This is a genomic window from Synechococcus sp. CB0101 (genome assembly GCF_000179235.2).
GTDB lineage: Bacteria > Cyanobacteriota > Cyanobacteriia > PCC-6307 > Cyanobiaceae > Vulcanococcus.
In genome coordinates, this window is the sequence record NZ_CP039373.1 from 865,908 (window position 1) to 879,752 (window position 13,845).

Genomic DNA, 13,845 nt, shown 5'->3' on the forward strand with positions numbered 1-13,845 from the left:
GTTGGTCATGGATCGCCACGGCACCGACCTCAGCCTTACGGCCAAGGGCGACAGCTACCAGCTTCTGCCTCGTTCGGTGATGGGCATGCTGTGGCTTCAGACCCACTTCGAAACCAGCAGCTGGGATCTGATCTGCACCGGAGCCGTGCGCCTCAAAGCTGACAGCTGCGATCACCTTTGCAGTGATGCCATCGAAGCGGGCCTCAATGTGGCAAGGCTCAGTTTGATTTGAGTCGGCGTTGTCGCCACTCCAAGGTGTTCCAGGCCACGAACACCAGCACCAGCGGCACCACCGCCGCCAGCACCACAAAACGGAACTGATCCAATCCTGTTGAGGCGGTGCTGTGAAGCACCTGTTCCGTGAGATAGAGCACGTAGAGCCCCAGCAGCACCCACCCTTCCTGCCGGCTGATCACTCCACCGCTCCAGAAGATCGGTAAACAGGCCAGGGTGCTCGCCACCATGATCGGAAAGTCGCGGGAGATCAGCAGAGGATCCACCAACAGGCCATCCGAACCCGAAACCAGACCACACACCCCAAGAATCGCCACCTGGTTGAGCAGGTTGCTGCCCACCACATTGCCGATGGCGAGATCCGCTTTGCCTCGGTAAGCCGCCACCAGGGAGGTCACCAACTCCGGCATCGACGTACCCGCCGACACGATCGTGAGGCCGATCACGGCTTCGCTCACACCAAGGCCCTGGGCCGCTGTGATCGCTCCTTTCACCAACACCTGTGAGCCGAGCACGAGCAGGCCCAGGCCAGCTGCCAACTTGGCCACCGCCACTGGAGTCGAGGATCGGGCATCGTCATCAAGCTCTTCGCTCGCTGACTCAGGCTCTTCGGACGCGGTGCGTGTCTCCCAAACCAGATTGATCACCAGGGCGGTGAGCAAAGCCAAGCCCGCAATCCAGGTGACCCGCCCGCCGGAGGCCATACCCCAGGTGGCCATCGAGACCCCCAGCAGCAACGGCACATCCCGCCGCACTAAACGGCTTTTCACCCGCAGCGGCATCACCACCGCGCTGGCTCCCAACACCACCAGCACGTTGAAGATGTTGGAGCCCACCACATTGGTGACAGCAATCGCATCTCCACCGGGGCCGCCCTGCAGGGTGGAGAGCAAGCTCACAAACAGCTCTGGGGCGCTGGTCCCCAGCGACACCACCGTGAGGCCAATCACGATCTGGGGAATCCCCAGCAGCAAGGCCAGAGCAACCGATCCGGCCACGAACAGCTCACCGCCGCCGAACAGCAAGAGGATGCCGGCGACGATCTGAAACGCACTCAGGGCGTAGGGCATGTAGCGGTCAACACATGCATCAATTGTCGGGCAGCGGCGGCTTGTTGTCTGCAGGGGGCTGATCGGCCGGCAAAGGGGGCAGTGGCGGCAGCGGTGGTGGAGGCGACGCGGGGATCGGCAGGGGTTTGCCCACCGTTTCCTCGCTGCTGGCCGGCTCGGGGTTGGGGGCGGCCTCCGGACCGATCACATCGATCGACACCCGCTGCACCAACAGGCGGTAGTTGAACTTCTGCTGCTTATTAATGAAGTCCTGCACGGCCGCCACCTGCTTCGGTGTGGGCAAATTCGGCCGGCTCACACTCACCGCCGCCTTGATCAACGGCGGGTTCTGATTCCAATCAATCGAAACGCTGGTGAGCTCGGAATCCTTGCCGAGGGTGATCGTGCGTTGACGCAGGCTTTCGGTGATGGCGCGCTCCACCTCCTGCAAGGCGACGCGGCGCTGCGCCTGAGCCACCAGGCTGAGGAAGCTGGTGGTGAGTGGTATCAGCAGCAGACCCGTGAGCAGCAGGCTCACCAAACCGATGCGGCTGCGCCAGAGCTGCTGACGCAGGCTGGCCTGACTCACCACCAGGGTGAGTAGGCCCCCGGAGAGGATGCCCAGCAGGTTGGCGGCAAACAGCAGCGCCGCCCCGCGCGCCGGCCCCCACTGCTGGAGCGAGAGCAGCAGGCCCAGCACACACACCGGCGGCACCAGGGCCACGGCAATGGCGGTGCCAGCGATCGACGACACCGCCTCCTGGCGCAGGCGCCCGTAGGTGGCGATCGAGCCAGCCACCAACGCAATCCCGAGATCGAGCAGGTTGGGCGTGGTGCGGCGCAGCACCTCATCGCCCAGCACCGGCAACCGCGCCAGCCAACCCAAGCCGGCGGAGAGGGCGATGGTGATCGTGACCCCCACCGCCAGGGTGAGCAGAGCCCGGCCCGCCAGGTTGAGGCGCCCATCGATGATCGCGAAGGAGGCGCTACGCAGCGGCAGGATCCAGGGGGCAATCAACATCGCCCCAATCACCACGGCAGCGCTGTCGGCCAGCAGGCCCAGGGTGGCGATCAGGCCCGCCGCCACGGTGAGCACCACAAACGGCTCATCGAGGCGGGCCTCCCGCTCAAAGCCGGCCTCCAGGGAGGCAAGGCTGGTGGGTTCGGCCATCAGCGATGGGCTCGGCTCAGCCCAGGATGACGGATCCGCCCCATCGGGCTAGGGGTTGCACCACGGACACTGACCAGGATCGGCCCGCTGCAGCCCATCCCGCCGGGGTTGCTCGCGGCGAGCGCCGCACTGCTGGCAGCCCCAGATCTCGGCCAAGCTGAGTTCCGTGGCCGTGCCGCAGTCGGAGCAGGGCAAACCCGGCAGCGTGTCCAGCAGCCCCCAACCAGGAGTTCCGCACTCCGGACATGGGCAGCGCAAGCGCCGAACCAGGGCCAGTCCCAACTGGCGAATCGAACGCATGCGGGTGGGGTTGCAATGGGCCCGCATATCGGTTTCGAGCCACACCCGCCCGTCGGGGTCTGCCGCTCGGCAACGGCTGATGGCCTCGGTCAGCGCCGCCGCCGTGTGCAACCCCTTGAACAACTCGCCAGCCTGCGCCATGGCCGGGCGGGCAATCACCGCATGGGAAGGGAAGCGCACCTGCGCCAGCCAGGCCTCAACCGACTGATCCGGCTCCAGCACGGTTTGGCTGTAGTTGGTGCGCCACTCGAGGCGCTGCTCCACCACACACAAATCCCGTTCCTGATCGAGAAACAGCAGCAACTCCTGGCCCACCGCAAGCATCGGCATGGCGGGATGGGGGCCGAAGCTCGCCTCACTGGCCAGGCCCAATTGCAGCCCACTGGCCTCAATCCCCAAGCGCGCCTTGGCCTTGCAAGTGGAGAACGCATCCGCGAGGCGTGGAATCTCACCACTGAAGGTGCCCAGCTGATCGGTATCGGCGGGGCACAGCGCAAGCTCGGCGCCCAGGCCCCAGCGAAACGGCAGGGCTAGAGCCCGCTCCTTGCCGTGGCGGGTCGCCAAAGCGATCCGCGCGGTGGCATACGGAGAGGGCATCAACACCAGAGCAGAGCCTCAGGACGGCATCTGCTGAGCCAGCGGCTCGGGTTCTGAGGGAATCACCACCCGCAGCAAGATCGGAGCCAGGAAGGTGGTGCCGATCACCATCAGCAAAATGGCAGCTTCGAGCGCCGGGGTGAGGATGCCGGCCTGGCTGCCCAGACCCAGGAAGATCAGACCCACCTCACCGCGGGGCATCATGCCCAGCCCTACCACCAGACGATTGGTGGGTTCAGGGCTGAGATAGCTCCAGCCGGCTGCAACTTTTCCGGCGATGGCCACGGCCAACAGGAACGCCGCCACGATCAGGCCTTCGCGGTTGGCGGGATCGAGGGGGTTGAGCACCGAGAGATCCATCCCCGTGCCGATCAACACGAAGAACACTGTGGCGAAGAGCGCCACCAGAGGCTTCACCGCCGCTTCGATGTCGTGGGTGTGCTTGGAGGCGCTGAGGATCAAGCCGCCAGCGAAAGCACCCAGGGCCGCTTCCAATCCGATGGCCTGGGCCGAGAAACAACAGAGGGTGAGCACCACAAAGCTGGCCACGGCTACATCGCCAGGGGCCTTGAGCTGATCCACCACCCAATCGAATGCCGGAGCTGCCTTGCGGCTCAGCACCAGCGCCACCGCCACAAACGCCACGGCAGCCAGGCCCAGCTTGATCACCGGGCCGATGCTGAAGCTGCCGCCGCCCACGATCGCCACCACCACAGCCAGGATCACGATGCCGAGGATGTCGTCGAGCACGGCAGCGCCGATCACGATCTGGCCCTCCTTGCGCTTGAGCCACTTGAGCTCGCCAAACACGCTGGCCGTGATGCCGATGGAGGTGGCTGTCATCGCCGCACCGGCAAACACCGCCGGAATCAACGGCACGTGGAAGAGGTAGTAGAGGCCCGCAGTGCCGAGAGCGAAGGGCAGCACCACTCCCGCCACCGCCACGGTGGTGGCCTGAACGCCAACGGCCACCAGTTCATCCAGTTCGCTTTCCAGGCCCGTGAGGAAGAGCAGGGCGAACAGACCGATCTGAGAAACAGCCTGCAGGCTCGGGAAGGTTTCGTTGTAGATCTCAGCCACCTCCTCGGGGCGGATCTCAGCCAGGGAGCCCAGCAGCGATAGGAGGGCATCGCTGATCTGCGCCTGCGTGTCGGGCGGCACGATCAGATGCAACCCCGACACCCCGATCAAGACACCGGCCACCAACTCCCCCAGGATCGTGGGCAGCTGGAGCCGCACCATCACCTCGGCGATGGCACGGGCCGCAAGAAAGATCACCAGGAAGCGACCCACCTGAAGGAGGGTTTCCGCCACTTCCAGCTGATGGGGGCTGATCTCAGCGATCAGCGCCAAAGGGGGAAGCATGAACGGCCTGAAACGGGCAGCTGGTTATAGGGGTGCTTCAGGGGGTTCTGGGTGACGTGTCGAAGAATCTGCGTTGCTTCAGGCCCAACCCACCCAGGCTGGGGAGTGGGGTGCCTAAGTTCCCGCCACTGGAACGCCTGAATGGCACCGATCCGACTGCTGGAGCTCTTGATCCTGCTGGCGGCCCTGGCCGGATTTGCAGGCTTGCTGCTGCGCCGCAACCTGTTTCTCAAGGTGCTCGCCATGGATGTGATGGGCAGCGCTGTTGTGGCCCTGTTTGTGCTGCTGGCGGCTCGATCAGGCCTGCGCAGCCCAATACTGCCCCGCTCCGGCGAGCTCCTCGCACGCGACTACGCCGATCCCATCCCCCAGGCCGTCATCCTCACGGCCATCGTGATCGGGCTCTCGATTCAGGCACTGTTGCTGGTGGTGATCACCCAGATGGCTCGGATGGATCCGAGCCTGGATGCCGCCAGCTTTGAACCCACCGATCAGCCATGACGCTGAGCTGGAGCAGCCCTGATGCGCTGCTGACCACCTGGTTGCTGGTCCCCTACCTGGCTGCCTTTCTGGCGGTGCTCCTGCCCTCGCTCAGCCATGGCTTGGTGCTGCTGTGCTGCAGTGCCACAGCCCTGGTGGGAGCCGAAGCCCTGCTCACGGAATCCGCCAGGCCCCTGCAACTGATTGGCGAGTTCGGCGTGCAGCTGAGCCTGGAGCCGCTGGCGGGTTGGTTTGTGCTGCTCAATGGCCTGGTGTGCCTGGCGGTGTGGAACGAAGCGCGGCGGCAGGGATGGGATCGAACGGGCTGGATGTTGCTGCTGGTGCTGCTGGGCTCCCTCAACACGAGCTTTCTCACCACCGATCTGATCAGCCTCTACGTGAGCCTTGAGGTGGTGGGAATCGCCGCGTTTCTGCTGATCTTGCAAGGCAAGAGCGCCAATGCTGGCTGGATCGCCCTGCGCTATCTGCTGGTGGGCAACACCGCGATGGGCCTTTACCTGATGGGCGCCGGACTGGTGTACGCCCAATCGGGCAGTTTTGCGTTCGATGCCCTGGCCAAACTCCTCCCCGGAGCTCCATTGGTGTTGGTGCTGGTGGGCCTGCTCACCAAAGCCGGGGTATTTCTCAATGGCCTATGGCTGCCCCGTACCCACGCCGAGGCGCCGGCGGAGGTGTCGGCGCTGCTCTCCGGAGTGGTGGTGGGTGGCGGCGCCCTTCCATTGCTACGGCTCGAGCAGCTCAACAGCGCCATCGCTGAGTTGCTGATGCCCATTGGCCTGGCCAGTGCTGCGCTCGGCCTGATCTATGCACTGGGAGTGGGAGATGCCAAACGCCTCCTGGCCTGGAGCACCTTGGGCCAGATGGGCCTGGTGCTGCTCTCGCCGGCCGCCGGTGGTTTGCTGGCCTTCAGCCACGGCCTGGCCAAAAGCAGCCTGTTCCTCACCGCAAGGCAGTGGCCCACACGTTCGCTGCAGAGCTGGCGACAGCAACCGCTGCCGTGGCCTCTGCTGCTCACCCTGGGGGCTGGCGCGTTCTCCATCGCTGGGCTAGCCCCCCTCTTGGGTTACGCCGCCAAAAAACAACTGGAGGGAGCCGTCTCGCCAACGCTTGCGGCCGCGATCACGGTTCTATCCGTGGGCAGCGTGGCGGTGTACTGCCGTCTCTGCCGGGCACCGCTGCTCTCGCAGGGTTCAAGCACCAGCGGGCTCTGGGGCTCCTGGATGCTGTTGCTTCCGCTGCTGGTGGGCGGTGCCCTGCAGCTCCGCTCCCTCAACAGCGGCTGGCTTGTGAGCTTGCTGTTGCTGGGATTGGGCCTGGCACTCGATCAACTACTCGAGCCGCTGCGGCAGCCGGCCGCGCGGGCGCTGCCCTCCCTCGATCGCTTGCCTGATCTGGTGGGGGGTCTGGGCCTGGTGGGCGCTGGCCTGCTGCTGTCGATCGGAAGGGAGCTGAGCTGATGGCGTTTTTGTTGAGCTGTGCATTTCGGCTGCTGCTCTGGGCCTTGCTCACCGCCGATCTGAGTGCCATGAACCTGGCGATCGGCCTGGCGATCGCTTTGGTGCTGCCCCACGCGCGGGGTCCCCAACATCCGCTGAAACCCACCCTGAAGGCCCTGCTTCGCAGCTTGATCGCCGTGCCGCTGGCCTATGGCGAAGCGCTTGCGCTGATCAGCTGCGGCGATCGAGAGGAGGAGCGCTGGATCGAGCGGCCCGCCGGCGATCCCCGCCATCGGCTGCTCATTTTTCTCGAGGTGTTCGCCATCACACTCACACCGTTCACGATCGTGCTCGGCCTCAGCACAGGCGAAAGCGGCCCGTCGTACAGGATTCACCAACTGCGCCCTCAACGCCGCCCATCCCGGGAGGTGCAGCCATGACCTTGTTGCTCTGGGGCATGGTGCTGGCCCTGTTGATTCCGATCGCCGTGGTCTGCCGCCCCTGCAGCGTGTGGGACCGGATGGCCGCTTTCGGCAGCATCGCCTCCAAGGTGGCGCTGATCACGATGGTGGTGGCCGTGCTGCGCGGCGATTGGATGCTCGGCCTGGTGGGTGCGATCAGCCTCAGCGCCGGCAATGCCGGCATGTTGCTGTTGGCCAACCTGCTGCGGGAGGTGGAGTCGTGAGCCTGCTGTTGCTGGGCGCAGGCCTGATGTTGTGGTTCTGGGGCACCTGGCCGCTGCTGGAGCAGCGCAGCTATCTGAGCAAGCTGCACAAGCTCTCGGTGTCCGACACCCTGGGCTCGGGCCTGATGCTGCTGGGGCTGCTGCTGCGCATTCCCGCCCAATGGCCCCTACTGGCGCTGGCGCTGCTGGGCCTGGTGGTGTGGAACACGATCTTTGGCTACGTGCTGGCCCGCTGCTCTCAGCCAGGGGAGCTCAAGCGATGAATCCTCCCCTCAGCCTGAGCGGCGAACTCGATCTACTGGTGCCGATCACCGCACTGCTGCCGATCACCGCACTGCTGCTGGTCAGCCAGAGCAACCCCTACCAAACCCTGGTGCTACGCGGGATTCTGGGCTCGGTCGCCACCCTGCTCTACGCCCTGTTGGGCGCTCCGGACGTGGCCCTCACCGAGGCCCTGGTGGGCACGCTGCTCTCCACCACGCTCTACGCCGTTGCCCTGCGCTCCTCGATGGCCCTGCGGCTGGAGGACCGTCGATCAGCCCCCAACCCCAACCAAGATCTTCAGCTCAGTGCCTGGATTGCCCCCTTGCATCTGCGCCTGCGCTGGCAGTCGGGCGAGAACCATGGCTGGCTGAACGACAACGGCGAACTGGTGTTGCTGCAAGCCCCCCTCTACCGGAAGCTGCAGGCGAGCCAGGGCTACGGCCAGTGGTGTGCCAGCGGTGGGGTCCTGCAACTCGCAGCGGAGGCCCAGCCATGACCTGGCTCTATCTACTGTCGGCCATCGCCCTGTTTCTGGCGCCGCTGGCCAGCGCCCTACCCAACAGCAGCGAGCTGAGCCCGCTGATCACCGCACTGACCGAACAAACCCAGGTTCCCAACCTGGTGTCGGGCGTGATCCTGCACACCCGCCTGTTTGACACGGTGGCCGAGGTGGTGGTGTTCACCCTGGCGGCCATCGGCGTGCGCCTGGTGCTGGCCGCCGATCCAGAGCGCAAACAGATCAGAGCCCTCGAAGACCCACCATCTCAGGTGCTCTGTGAACTGGGCTCCACCATTGCCGCGCTGGTGGCCGTGGAACTGGCCCTGCGGGGCCATCTCACGCCCGGTGGTGGCTTTGCGGCAGGAGTAGCCGGCGGATCAGGCATCGGCCTGCTGTTGATCAGTGGCGGCGCTGATCGGAGCGAGCGGCTCTACAAGCAGTACCGCGCCGATCTCTGGGAGAAGGCGGCCGTGGTGGGCTTCCTGGTGATGGCGCTGATCGCCCTGCTGGGCCTGGAACCCCCATCTGGCACCTACGGCAGCCTGCTGAGCGGGGGCTGGATTCCAGTGCTCAACCTGCTGGTGGCCCTCAAGGTGACCCTCGGCTCCTGGGCGATGGTGCAGCGCCTGGTGCGCCATCGCGGCCTGCTCTAACCAACCAGCGCCGTAACGGCAGAACCTCACCCACATCCCGCGCACACCCCCTAAGGTTCCGCGCCAACCCTGTTCTGTTGCGATGACCTCCGCCTCGGCCCCCCCCGGGCGCTCACCGCTACGGCTGCTGAATCACATCAGCACCAACAACATCAAGGGCGATCTGTTCGGCGGCGTCACCGCCGCTGTGATTGCCCTGCCGATGGCCCTGGCCTTCGGTGTGGCCTCCGGTGCTGGCGCTGCCTCGGGTCTATGGGGCGCTGTGCTGGTGGGCCTATTCGCTGCCCTGTTCGGCGGCACGCCCACGCTGATTTCGGAGCCCACCGGTCCGATGACCGTGGTGATGACGGCGGTGATCGCCAGCCTCACAGCCGGCGATCCTGAGAACGGCCTGGCCATGGCCTTCACCGTGGTGATGCTGGCGGGTGTGTTCCAGATCGCCTTCGGCTTCTTGAAGCTGGGCCGCTACATCACCCAGATGCCCTACACGGTGATCTCGGGCTTCATGAGCGGGATTGGCTTCATCCTGATCATTCTTCAGCTCGGCCCCTTCCTGGGTCAGGCCATCCCCAAAGGGGGTGTGATGGGCACCCTGCAGGCCCTCCCTCAGCTGATCGCCAACGCCCGTCCCGCTGAGGTGGTGCTGGCGGTGATCACCCTGGCAATCCTCTGGCTCACTCCGTCCAAGCTGAAGAAGATCGCCCCCCCCCAGCTGATCGCGCTGGTGATCGGCACGATCCTCTCGCTCACACTGCTGAGCGGTGGCGGCGAAGAGATCCGCCGCATTGGTGAGATCGCCTCGGGCTTCCCCCAGCTGCGCACCCCCTATTTCGACCTACCGCATCTGAGCAAGATGCTCATCGACGCAGCGGTGCTGGGCATGCTCGGCTGCATCGACGCCCTGCTCACCGCGGTGATCGCCGACAGCATCACCCGCACTGAGCACAACTCCAACAAAGAACTGATCGGCCAGGGCCTGGGCAACTTGGTGTCGGGCCTGTTTGGTGGCTTGCCTGGCGCCGGCGCCACCATGGGCACGGTGGTGAACATCCAATCGGGCGGACGCAGTGCCCTCTCGGGCATCAGCCGCGCCGTGATCTTGATGGTGGTGATCCTCGCCCTCACCGGCGTGGCTGCTCAAATTCCCCAAGCCGTGCTGGCCGGCATCGCCTTGAAGGTGGGTGTCGACATCGTGGATTGGGGCTTCATCAAGCGCGCCCACCGCATCTCGATCAGCGGCGCGCTGATCATGTATCTGGTGATCGCCCTCACCGTGCTGGTGGATCTGATCGCCGCCGTGGGCATCGGCGTGTTCATCGCCAACATCCTCACCATCGACAAGATGAGTGAGCTGCAAAGCAAGAGCGTGAAGTCGGTGAGCACCGGCGATGGCGATCTCGACATCAGTGATGACGAGCGCCGCCTGCTCGATCAGGGCCGCGGCCAGGTGCTGCTGTTCCAGCTCAACGGCGCGATGATCTTCGGAGTGGCCAAAGCGATCGGCCGCGAGCACAACGCCATTGGCGAGTGCAAAGCCGTGGTGTTTGATCTCACCGAGGTTTCGCACCTGGGCGTGACCGCAGCTTTGGCGGTGGAAAACGCCGTGGAAGAAGCGATCGAAAAAGGCCGCGAGGTGTTTGTGGTGGGCGCCACGGGCACCACCCAACGACGACTCGAAAAACTCGGCCTCTACAAAAAGCTGCCGAGCGAGCGCACCAGCATCGGCCGCAGCGAGGCCCTGCAGAAGGCCGTGGCGGGCTTGGCCTGAGGTCCGGCCATCTCCCCCAGGGCATCCAGAGCATGGATGCCCTTTTTTCATGCGTTGTTTGTATTCCCCAGCCGATGAAGCTCTTCGACGACAAGCAGTTTCTCTCCGCCATTCACAGCTACGAGCGCCAGCTGGCCAAGCTGCTGGCGCTGCTCTTGGCGGCGGTGGTGGGGTTTGCCGCGCTGGAGCTCCTGGTGGAAACCGGCGTGGGGCTGGTGCAACGAGAAACCAATTGGTTTGACGGCAGCTTGATCAAGTTGCTGGATCGTCTGCTGCTGATCTTCATCGCGCTTGAAGTGCTCCAGAACGTGACCGCCTACCTGCGCGATCAGGTGGTGCAAATTGAGCTGGTGCTGCTGACAGCGCTCACGGCGGTGGCACGAAAGGTGATCGTGCTGCCCCCAGGCACGGAAAACAAACCGGCCCTGATGGCCGGCTTCGGCGTGATCGTGGTGGGATTAGCCGCGGCCTATTGGCTGGTGCGCTGGGCGCGCCGTGATGACAAGCCTGCCCAGGCCTCCTAACCCTGCAATCCATGGGGTTAATGAACAACAACGCCAAACGGATTAGGGTTGCGTTAAGCGTTTGAGCGCGGGAACCAGGCATCGCTTAGCGCAACTCCAGATCGCTCTGCTGGCAATTGGTCTCAAGAATTGATCAGCTGAACTGATCGAGGGGATTGCCGTTGCTGCATCCACACCGAAACCCACCCATCCCACCAGTGGGGCCTTTAACGTTTCGCGACCCCACAGACATCATTCCCGATGCCTGCGCCACAGAAGCTCCGCAAAGGAGACTGCGACGCAATCAGCCGGCACTTGCGTGCCATTGGCCGTGTTCCGCTCCTCACCGCTGATGAGGAAATCAGCCTGGGCCGCGCCGTGCAAAACGGCCGCCTCCTGCTCGAAGCGGCCGAAGAACTCAAACTCCGCGCCGGCGGCGAGGCCCCCAGCCTGGAAGCCTGGGCCAGCAGCGTGAACCTGTCGCCGCGCCAACTGCAGCGCCAGCTGCGGTTGGCCGAACGGGCCAGTGAACAGATGGTGACGGCCAACCTGCGGCTGGTGGTGAGCCTGGCCCGCCGCATCAGCCACCGTCGCCTCGATCTGGACGACCTGATTCAAGAAGGCACCCTCGGCCTGATCCGCGCCGTGCAGCGCTTCGACCCCAGCCGTGGATACAAGTTCTCCACCTACGCCACCTGGTGGATCCGCGAAGGCATGGGCCGTGCTCTGCAGCAACAAAGCCGCACGATCCGTTTGCCCGCTCACATGCAAGACCGGCTGCAACGGCTGCGCCGCTGCCAAATGGAGCTGCGCCAGATGCTCGGCCGAGAGCCCAACCTCGAGGAGCTGGCCGAGGCCACCGAGCTCAAACCGCTCGACATCCGCGAGGCCCTGTTCCGCGCCCAGGAGCCCCTCAGCCTCGACAGCGGCCATGGCCCCGAGGACGACCTGCGGCTACTCGACACCCTGCGCTGCGGCGCCCAACTCCCCAGCGACCAGCTCACCGCCGCCCACCTGCAAACCGACCTGGTGGCGCTGCTCGATGAGCTTCCTGAGAAGGAGGCCGAGCTGCTGCGATTGCGCTACGGCATCGATCAACCCGCACCGATGAACCTCAGTGCGGTGGCTCGCCAGATGGGCCTCAGCCGCGACCAGGCTCGTGGCATGGAGCGGCGCGCCAATGCGGCGATCCGGCGCCTCTCCGATCGGGTGATCGACTACCTGGAGGCCTGAAGCACCCGCGATGAGCTGGCACCCCCACCTCTGGCATCCCACCACCCAGGTGGCCACCAGCCCGGTTCCCCTGCAAGTGCGGAGCGCGCGCTGTTGCGTGCTCGAACTGCAGGACGGACGCCAGCTCATTGATGCCATCAGCAGCTGGTGGGTCACCCTTCACGGCCACGCCGAACCCTCGATCGCTGCAGCCATCGGCCGGCAGGCCCTGCAGCTCGAGCAGGTGATCTTTGCCAACTTCAGCCACCAGCCGGCCGAGCAACTCGCCACGCGCCTGGCCGCCCTGACGGGCCTGGAGCGCTTGTTCTTCTCCGATAACGGCTCCACGGCGGTGGAGGTCGCCCTCAAGATCGCCTGGCAGTGGTGGCGCAACCAGGGCAGCGATCGTCGCCGGTTGATCGCCTTTGAAGGGGCCTATCACGGCGACACCTTTGGCGCCATGGCCCTGGGGGATCGCTCAGTATTCACCGCCCCCTACGACGACCTGCTGTTTGATGTGGCCCGCATCAGCTGGCCGCACACCCACTGGGGTGACGAGAGCGTGGAGGTGAGGGAAGCCCAGGCCCTCGAACAGCTGGAGCAAGCCCTGGCCATACCCACCGCGGCCGTGATCCTGGAGCCCCTGATCCAGGGCGCCGCGGGAATGCACGTGGTGCGGCCGGCATTCCTGCGGGCAGTGCAGGAGCGGGTGCAGGCCCAGGGGGCTTTGCTGATCGCTGATGAGGTGATGACCGGCTTCGGGCGCACCGGTTCCCTGTTTGCCTGCCAGCGCGCTGGCCTCAAGCCCGATCTGATGGCGCTCTCAAAAGGGCTCACGGGCGGCTTCCTGCCCATGGGGGTGACCATGGCCAGCGAGCGGCTCTATCGGGGGTTCATCAGTGAAACCCCGGCACAAACCTTTTTCCACGGCCACAGCTTCACTGCCAACCCCTTGGGATGCGCCGCTGCCTTGGCCAGCCTTGATCTGCTGCAGCACAATCCCGAGCGCTATCAACAATTCGATGCGCGCCACACACCCTTACTGGAGGAGCTAGCCGACCATCCGCTGGTGAAACGGATCCGCTGCCAGGGCACGATGGCCGCCTTTGAACTCGATTCCGGCAGCACGGGTTATCTCAACCCCATTGGCAAACAATTGCAGCGCCATTGCCTCGATCAAGGGGTGTACATCCGGCCGCTTGGCAATGTTGTGTATCTGCTGCCGCCGCTCTCGATCAGCGAGGCGCAATTGCAGCAGTGCTATGCAGCGATCCAATCCGGCCTGAAAGCCCTTCAGGGCTGACACAAAGCCTTGACGACGCCGCGCAATCCGATACAAAAGCCCCACGGACGCCTGCAATCTGGCCATGCCTGACACCTTTGCCCTGTTGCTGGCCGCCGGCATCATTGGCACTTCGGTGGCCCTGGCCAGCGCCATCCTGTTCGATGAGGCCCGGGGACGCCGACGCACCATCGAGCACTACCGCAAATTGGAGCGCGAACGCATCCTGCGGGTGCGGCGCTTGCACAACCAAGTGCGCAAGCCCGGCAGTGGTCGCGGCAGCTGGGATCACTACCTCGACGGCAAAAATCAGCGGGCTGCCTGAG

Annotated in this window: 17 protein-coding genes; 13 read left to right on the forward strand and 4 right to left on the reverse strand. The window is 65.0% G+C overall.

Annotation, left to right across the window (positions count from 1 at the left end; translation table 11 throughout):
* The first annotated feature begins 7 nt into the window (after positions 1-7).
* The gene (locus CB0101_RS04705; protein WP_010306835.1) at positions 8-232 is read left to right on the forward strand and encodes a hypothetical protein; all 225 of its coding nucleotides are present in this window, start codon (positions 8-10) and stop codon (positions 230-232) included.
* Here CB0101_RS04705 and CB0101_RS04710 read toward each other — a convergent pair.
* Genes CB0101_RS04710 through CB0101_RS04725 form a run of 4 tightly spaced genes read right to left on the reverse strand, consistent with a single transcriptional unit; the run spans position 219 to position 4,716 of the window.
* A complete protein-coding gene (locus CB0101_RS04710; protein WP_010306833.1) occupies positions 219-1,304 on the reverse strand; it encodes a calcium/sodium antiporter in 1,086 nt (361 codons plus the stop codon). The two genes, CB0101_RS04705 and CB0101_RS04710, sit on opposite strands and share 14 nt — an antisense overlap.
* A 19-nt stretch (positions 1,305-1,323) precedes the next feature.
* Positions 1,324-2,454, reverse strand: a complete 1,131-nt coding sequence (locus CB0101_RS04715; RefSeq protein WP_010306829.1) for a DUF389 domain-containing protein — start codon at positions 2,452-2,454, stop codon at positions 1,324-1,326.
* A 48-nt stretch (positions 2,455-2,502) separates the two neighbouring features.
* On the reverse strand, positions 2,503-3,351 hold the full coding sequence (locus CB0101_RS04720) for a DUF6671 family protein (RefSeq protein WP_043717297.1): 849 nt from the start codon (positions 3,349-3,351) through the stop codon (positions 2,503-2,505).
* A gap of 18 nt (positions 3,352-3,369) precedes the next feature.
* A complete protein-coding gene (locus CB0101_RS04725) occupies positions 3,370-4,716 on the reverse strand; it encodes a cation:proton antiporter (protein ID WP_029552869.1) in 1,347 nt (448 codons plus the stop codon).
* Between the two features lie 141 nt (positions 4,717-4,857).
* On the opposite strand from CB0101_RS04725, the gene CB0101_RS04730 reads away from it, so the two are divergent.
* The 12 genes from CB0101_RS04730 (at position 4,858) to CB0101_RS04785 (ending at position 13,844) form a co-directional block, all read left to right on the forward strand.
* Positions 4,858-5,217, forward strand: coding sequence for a cation:proton antiporter subunit C (locus CB0101_RS04730; protein ID WP_010306819.1), 360 nt, complete (start codon positions 4,858-4,860; stop codon positions 5,215-5,217).
* The gene (locus tag CB0101_RS04735; RefSeq protein WP_010306816.1) at positions 5,214-6,674 is read left to right on the forward strand and encodes a proton-conducting transporter membrane subunit; all 1,461 of its coding nucleotides are present in this window, start codon (positions 5,214-5,216) and stop codon (positions 6,672-6,674) included. The genes CB0101_RS04730 and CB0101_RS04735 overlap by 4 nt, the downstream gene beginning before the upstream one ends.
* 11 nt (positions 6,675-6,685) lie before the next feature.
* The gene (locus CB0101_RS04740; RefSeq protein ID WP_246833823.1) at positions 6,686-7,093 is read left to right on the forward strand and encodes a sodium:proton antiporter; all 408 of its coding nucleotides are present in this window, start codon (positions 6,686-6,688) and stop codon (positions 7,091-7,093) included.
* On the forward strand, positions 7,090-7,338 hold the full coding sequence (locus CB0101_RS04745) for a hypothetical protein (RefSeq protein ID WP_010306804.1): 249 nt from the start codon (positions 7,090-7,092) through the stop codon (positions 7,336-7,338). Before CB0101_RS04740 ends, CB0101_RS04745 begins: the two co-directional genes overlap by 4 nt.
* Positions 7,335-7,601, forward strand: coding sequence for a monovalent cation/H(+) antiporter subunit G (locus CB0101_RS04750; protein ID WP_010306800.1), 267 nt, complete (start codon positions 7,335-7,337; stop codon positions 7,599-7,601). The genes CB0101_RS04745 and CB0101_RS04750 overlap by 4 nt, the downstream gene beginning before the upstream one ends.
* Positions 7,598-8,098: a hydrogenase subunit MbhD domain-containing protein gene (locus CB0101_RS04755; protein ID WP_010306797.1), complete on the forward strand. Its 501-nt coding sequence runs from the start codon at positions 7,598-7,600 to the stop codon at positions 8,096-8,098. Before CB0101_RS04750 ends, CB0101_RS04755 begins: the two co-directional genes overlap by 4 nt.
* Entirely contained in the window at positions 8,095-8,754 is a 660-nt protein-coding gene (locus CB0101_RS04760; RefSeq protein ID WP_010306793.1) for a Na(+)/H(+) antiporter subunit B, read from the forward strand. The genes CB0101_RS04755 and CB0101_RS04760 overlap by 4 nt, the downstream gene beginning before the upstream one ends.
* Positions 8,755-8,836: 82 nt before the next feature.
* Positions 8,837-10,522: a SulP family inorganic anion transporter gene (locus tag CB0101_RS04765; protein ID WP_010306790.1), complete on the forward strand. Its 1,686-nt coding sequence runs from the start codon at positions 8,837-8,839 to the stop codon at positions 10,520-10,522.
* A 74-nt stretch (positions 10,523-10,596) separates the two neighbouring features.
* Entirely contained in the window at positions 10,597-11,046 is a 450-nt protein-coding gene (locus tag CB0101_RS04770) for a phosphate-starvation-inducible PsiE family protein (protein WP_010306787.1), read from the forward strand.
* A 240-nt stretch (positions 11,047-11,286) separates the two neighbouring features.
* Positions 11,287-12,258 (forward strand): sigma-70 family RNA polymerase sigma factor, encoded by a 972-nt coding sequence (locus tag CB0101_RS04775; RefSeq protein WP_010306779.1) that lies wholly within the window; start codon positions 11,287-11,289, stop codon positions 12,256-12,258.
* Positions 12,259-12,268: 10 nt separating this feature from the next.
* Entirely contained in the window at positions 12,269-13,540 is a 1,272-nt protein-coding gene (gene bioA / locus CB0101_RS04780; RefSeq protein ID WP_010306777.1) for an adenosylmethionine--8-amino-7-oxononanoate transaminase, read from the forward strand.
* Between the two features lie 64 nt (positions 13,541-13,604).
* Positions 13,605-13,844 (forward strand): hypothetical protein, encoded by a 240-nt coding sequence (locus CB0101_RS04785; RefSeq protein ID WP_010306772.1) that lies wholly within the window; start codon positions 13,605-13,607, stop codon positions 13,842-13,844.
* Position 13,845: the final 1 nt, after the last annotated feature.

Coding starts and splice junctions, on each gene's coding strand:
- CB0101_RS04705 (WP_010306835.1), top strand. CDS start 8: ATGGATCGCCACGGCACCGACCTCAGCCTTACGGCCAAGGGCGACAGC.
- CB0101_RS04710 (WP_010306833.1), bottom strand. CDS start 1,304: ATGCCCTACGCCCTGAGTGCGTTTCAGATCGTCGCCGGCATCCTCTTG.
- CB0101_RS04715 (WP_010306829.1), bottom strand. CDS start 2,454: ATGGCCGAACCCACCAGCCTTGCCTCCCTGGAGGCCGGCTTTGAGCGG.
- CB0101_RS04720 (WP_043717297.1), bottom strand. CDS start 3,351: ATGCCCTCTCCGTATGCCACCGCGCGGATCGCTTTGGCGACCCGCCAC.
- CB0101_RS04725 (WP_029552869.1), bottom strand. CDS start 4,716: ATGCTTCCCCCTTTGGCGCTGATCGCTGAGATCAGCCCCCATCAGCTG.
- CB0101_RS04730 (WP_010306819.1), top strand. CDS start 4,858: ATGGCACCGATCCGACTGCTGGAGCTCTTGATCCTGCTGGCGGCCCTG.
- CB0101_RS04735 (WP_010306816.1), top strand. CDS start 5,214: ATGACGCTGAGCTGGAGCAGCCCTGATGCGCTGCTGACCACCTGGTTG.
- CB0101_RS04745 (WP_010306804.1), top strand. CDS start 7,090: ATGACCTTGTTGCTCTGGGGCATGGTGCTGGCCCTGTTGATTCCGATC.
- CB0101_RS04755 (WP_010306797.1), top strand. CDS start 7,598: ATGAATCCTCCCCTCAGCCTGAGCGGCGAACTCGATCTACTGGTGCCG.
- CB0101_RS04760 (WP_010306793.1), top strand. CDS start 8,095: ATGACCTGGCTCTATCTACTGTCGGCCATCGCCCTGTTTCTGGCGCCG.
- CB0101_RS04765 (WP_010306790.1), top strand. CDS start 8,837: ATGACCTCCGCCTCGGCCCCCCCCGGGCGCTCACCGCTACGGCTGCTG.
- CB0101_RS04770 (WP_010306787.1), top strand. CDS start 10,597: ATGAAGCTCTTCGACGACAAGCAGTTTCTCTCCGCCATTCACAGCTAC.
- CB0101_RS04775 (WP_010306779.1), top strand. CDS start 11,287: ATGCCTGCGCCACAGAAGCTCCGCAAAGGAGACTGCGACGCAATCAGC.
- bioA (WP_010306777.1), top strand. CDS start 12,269: ATGAGCTGGCACCCCCACCTCTGGCATCCCACCACCCAGGTGGCCACC.
- CB0101_RS04785 (WP_010306772.1), top strand. CDS start 13,605: ATGCCTGACACCTTTGCCCTGTTGCTGGCCGCCGGCATCATTGGCACT.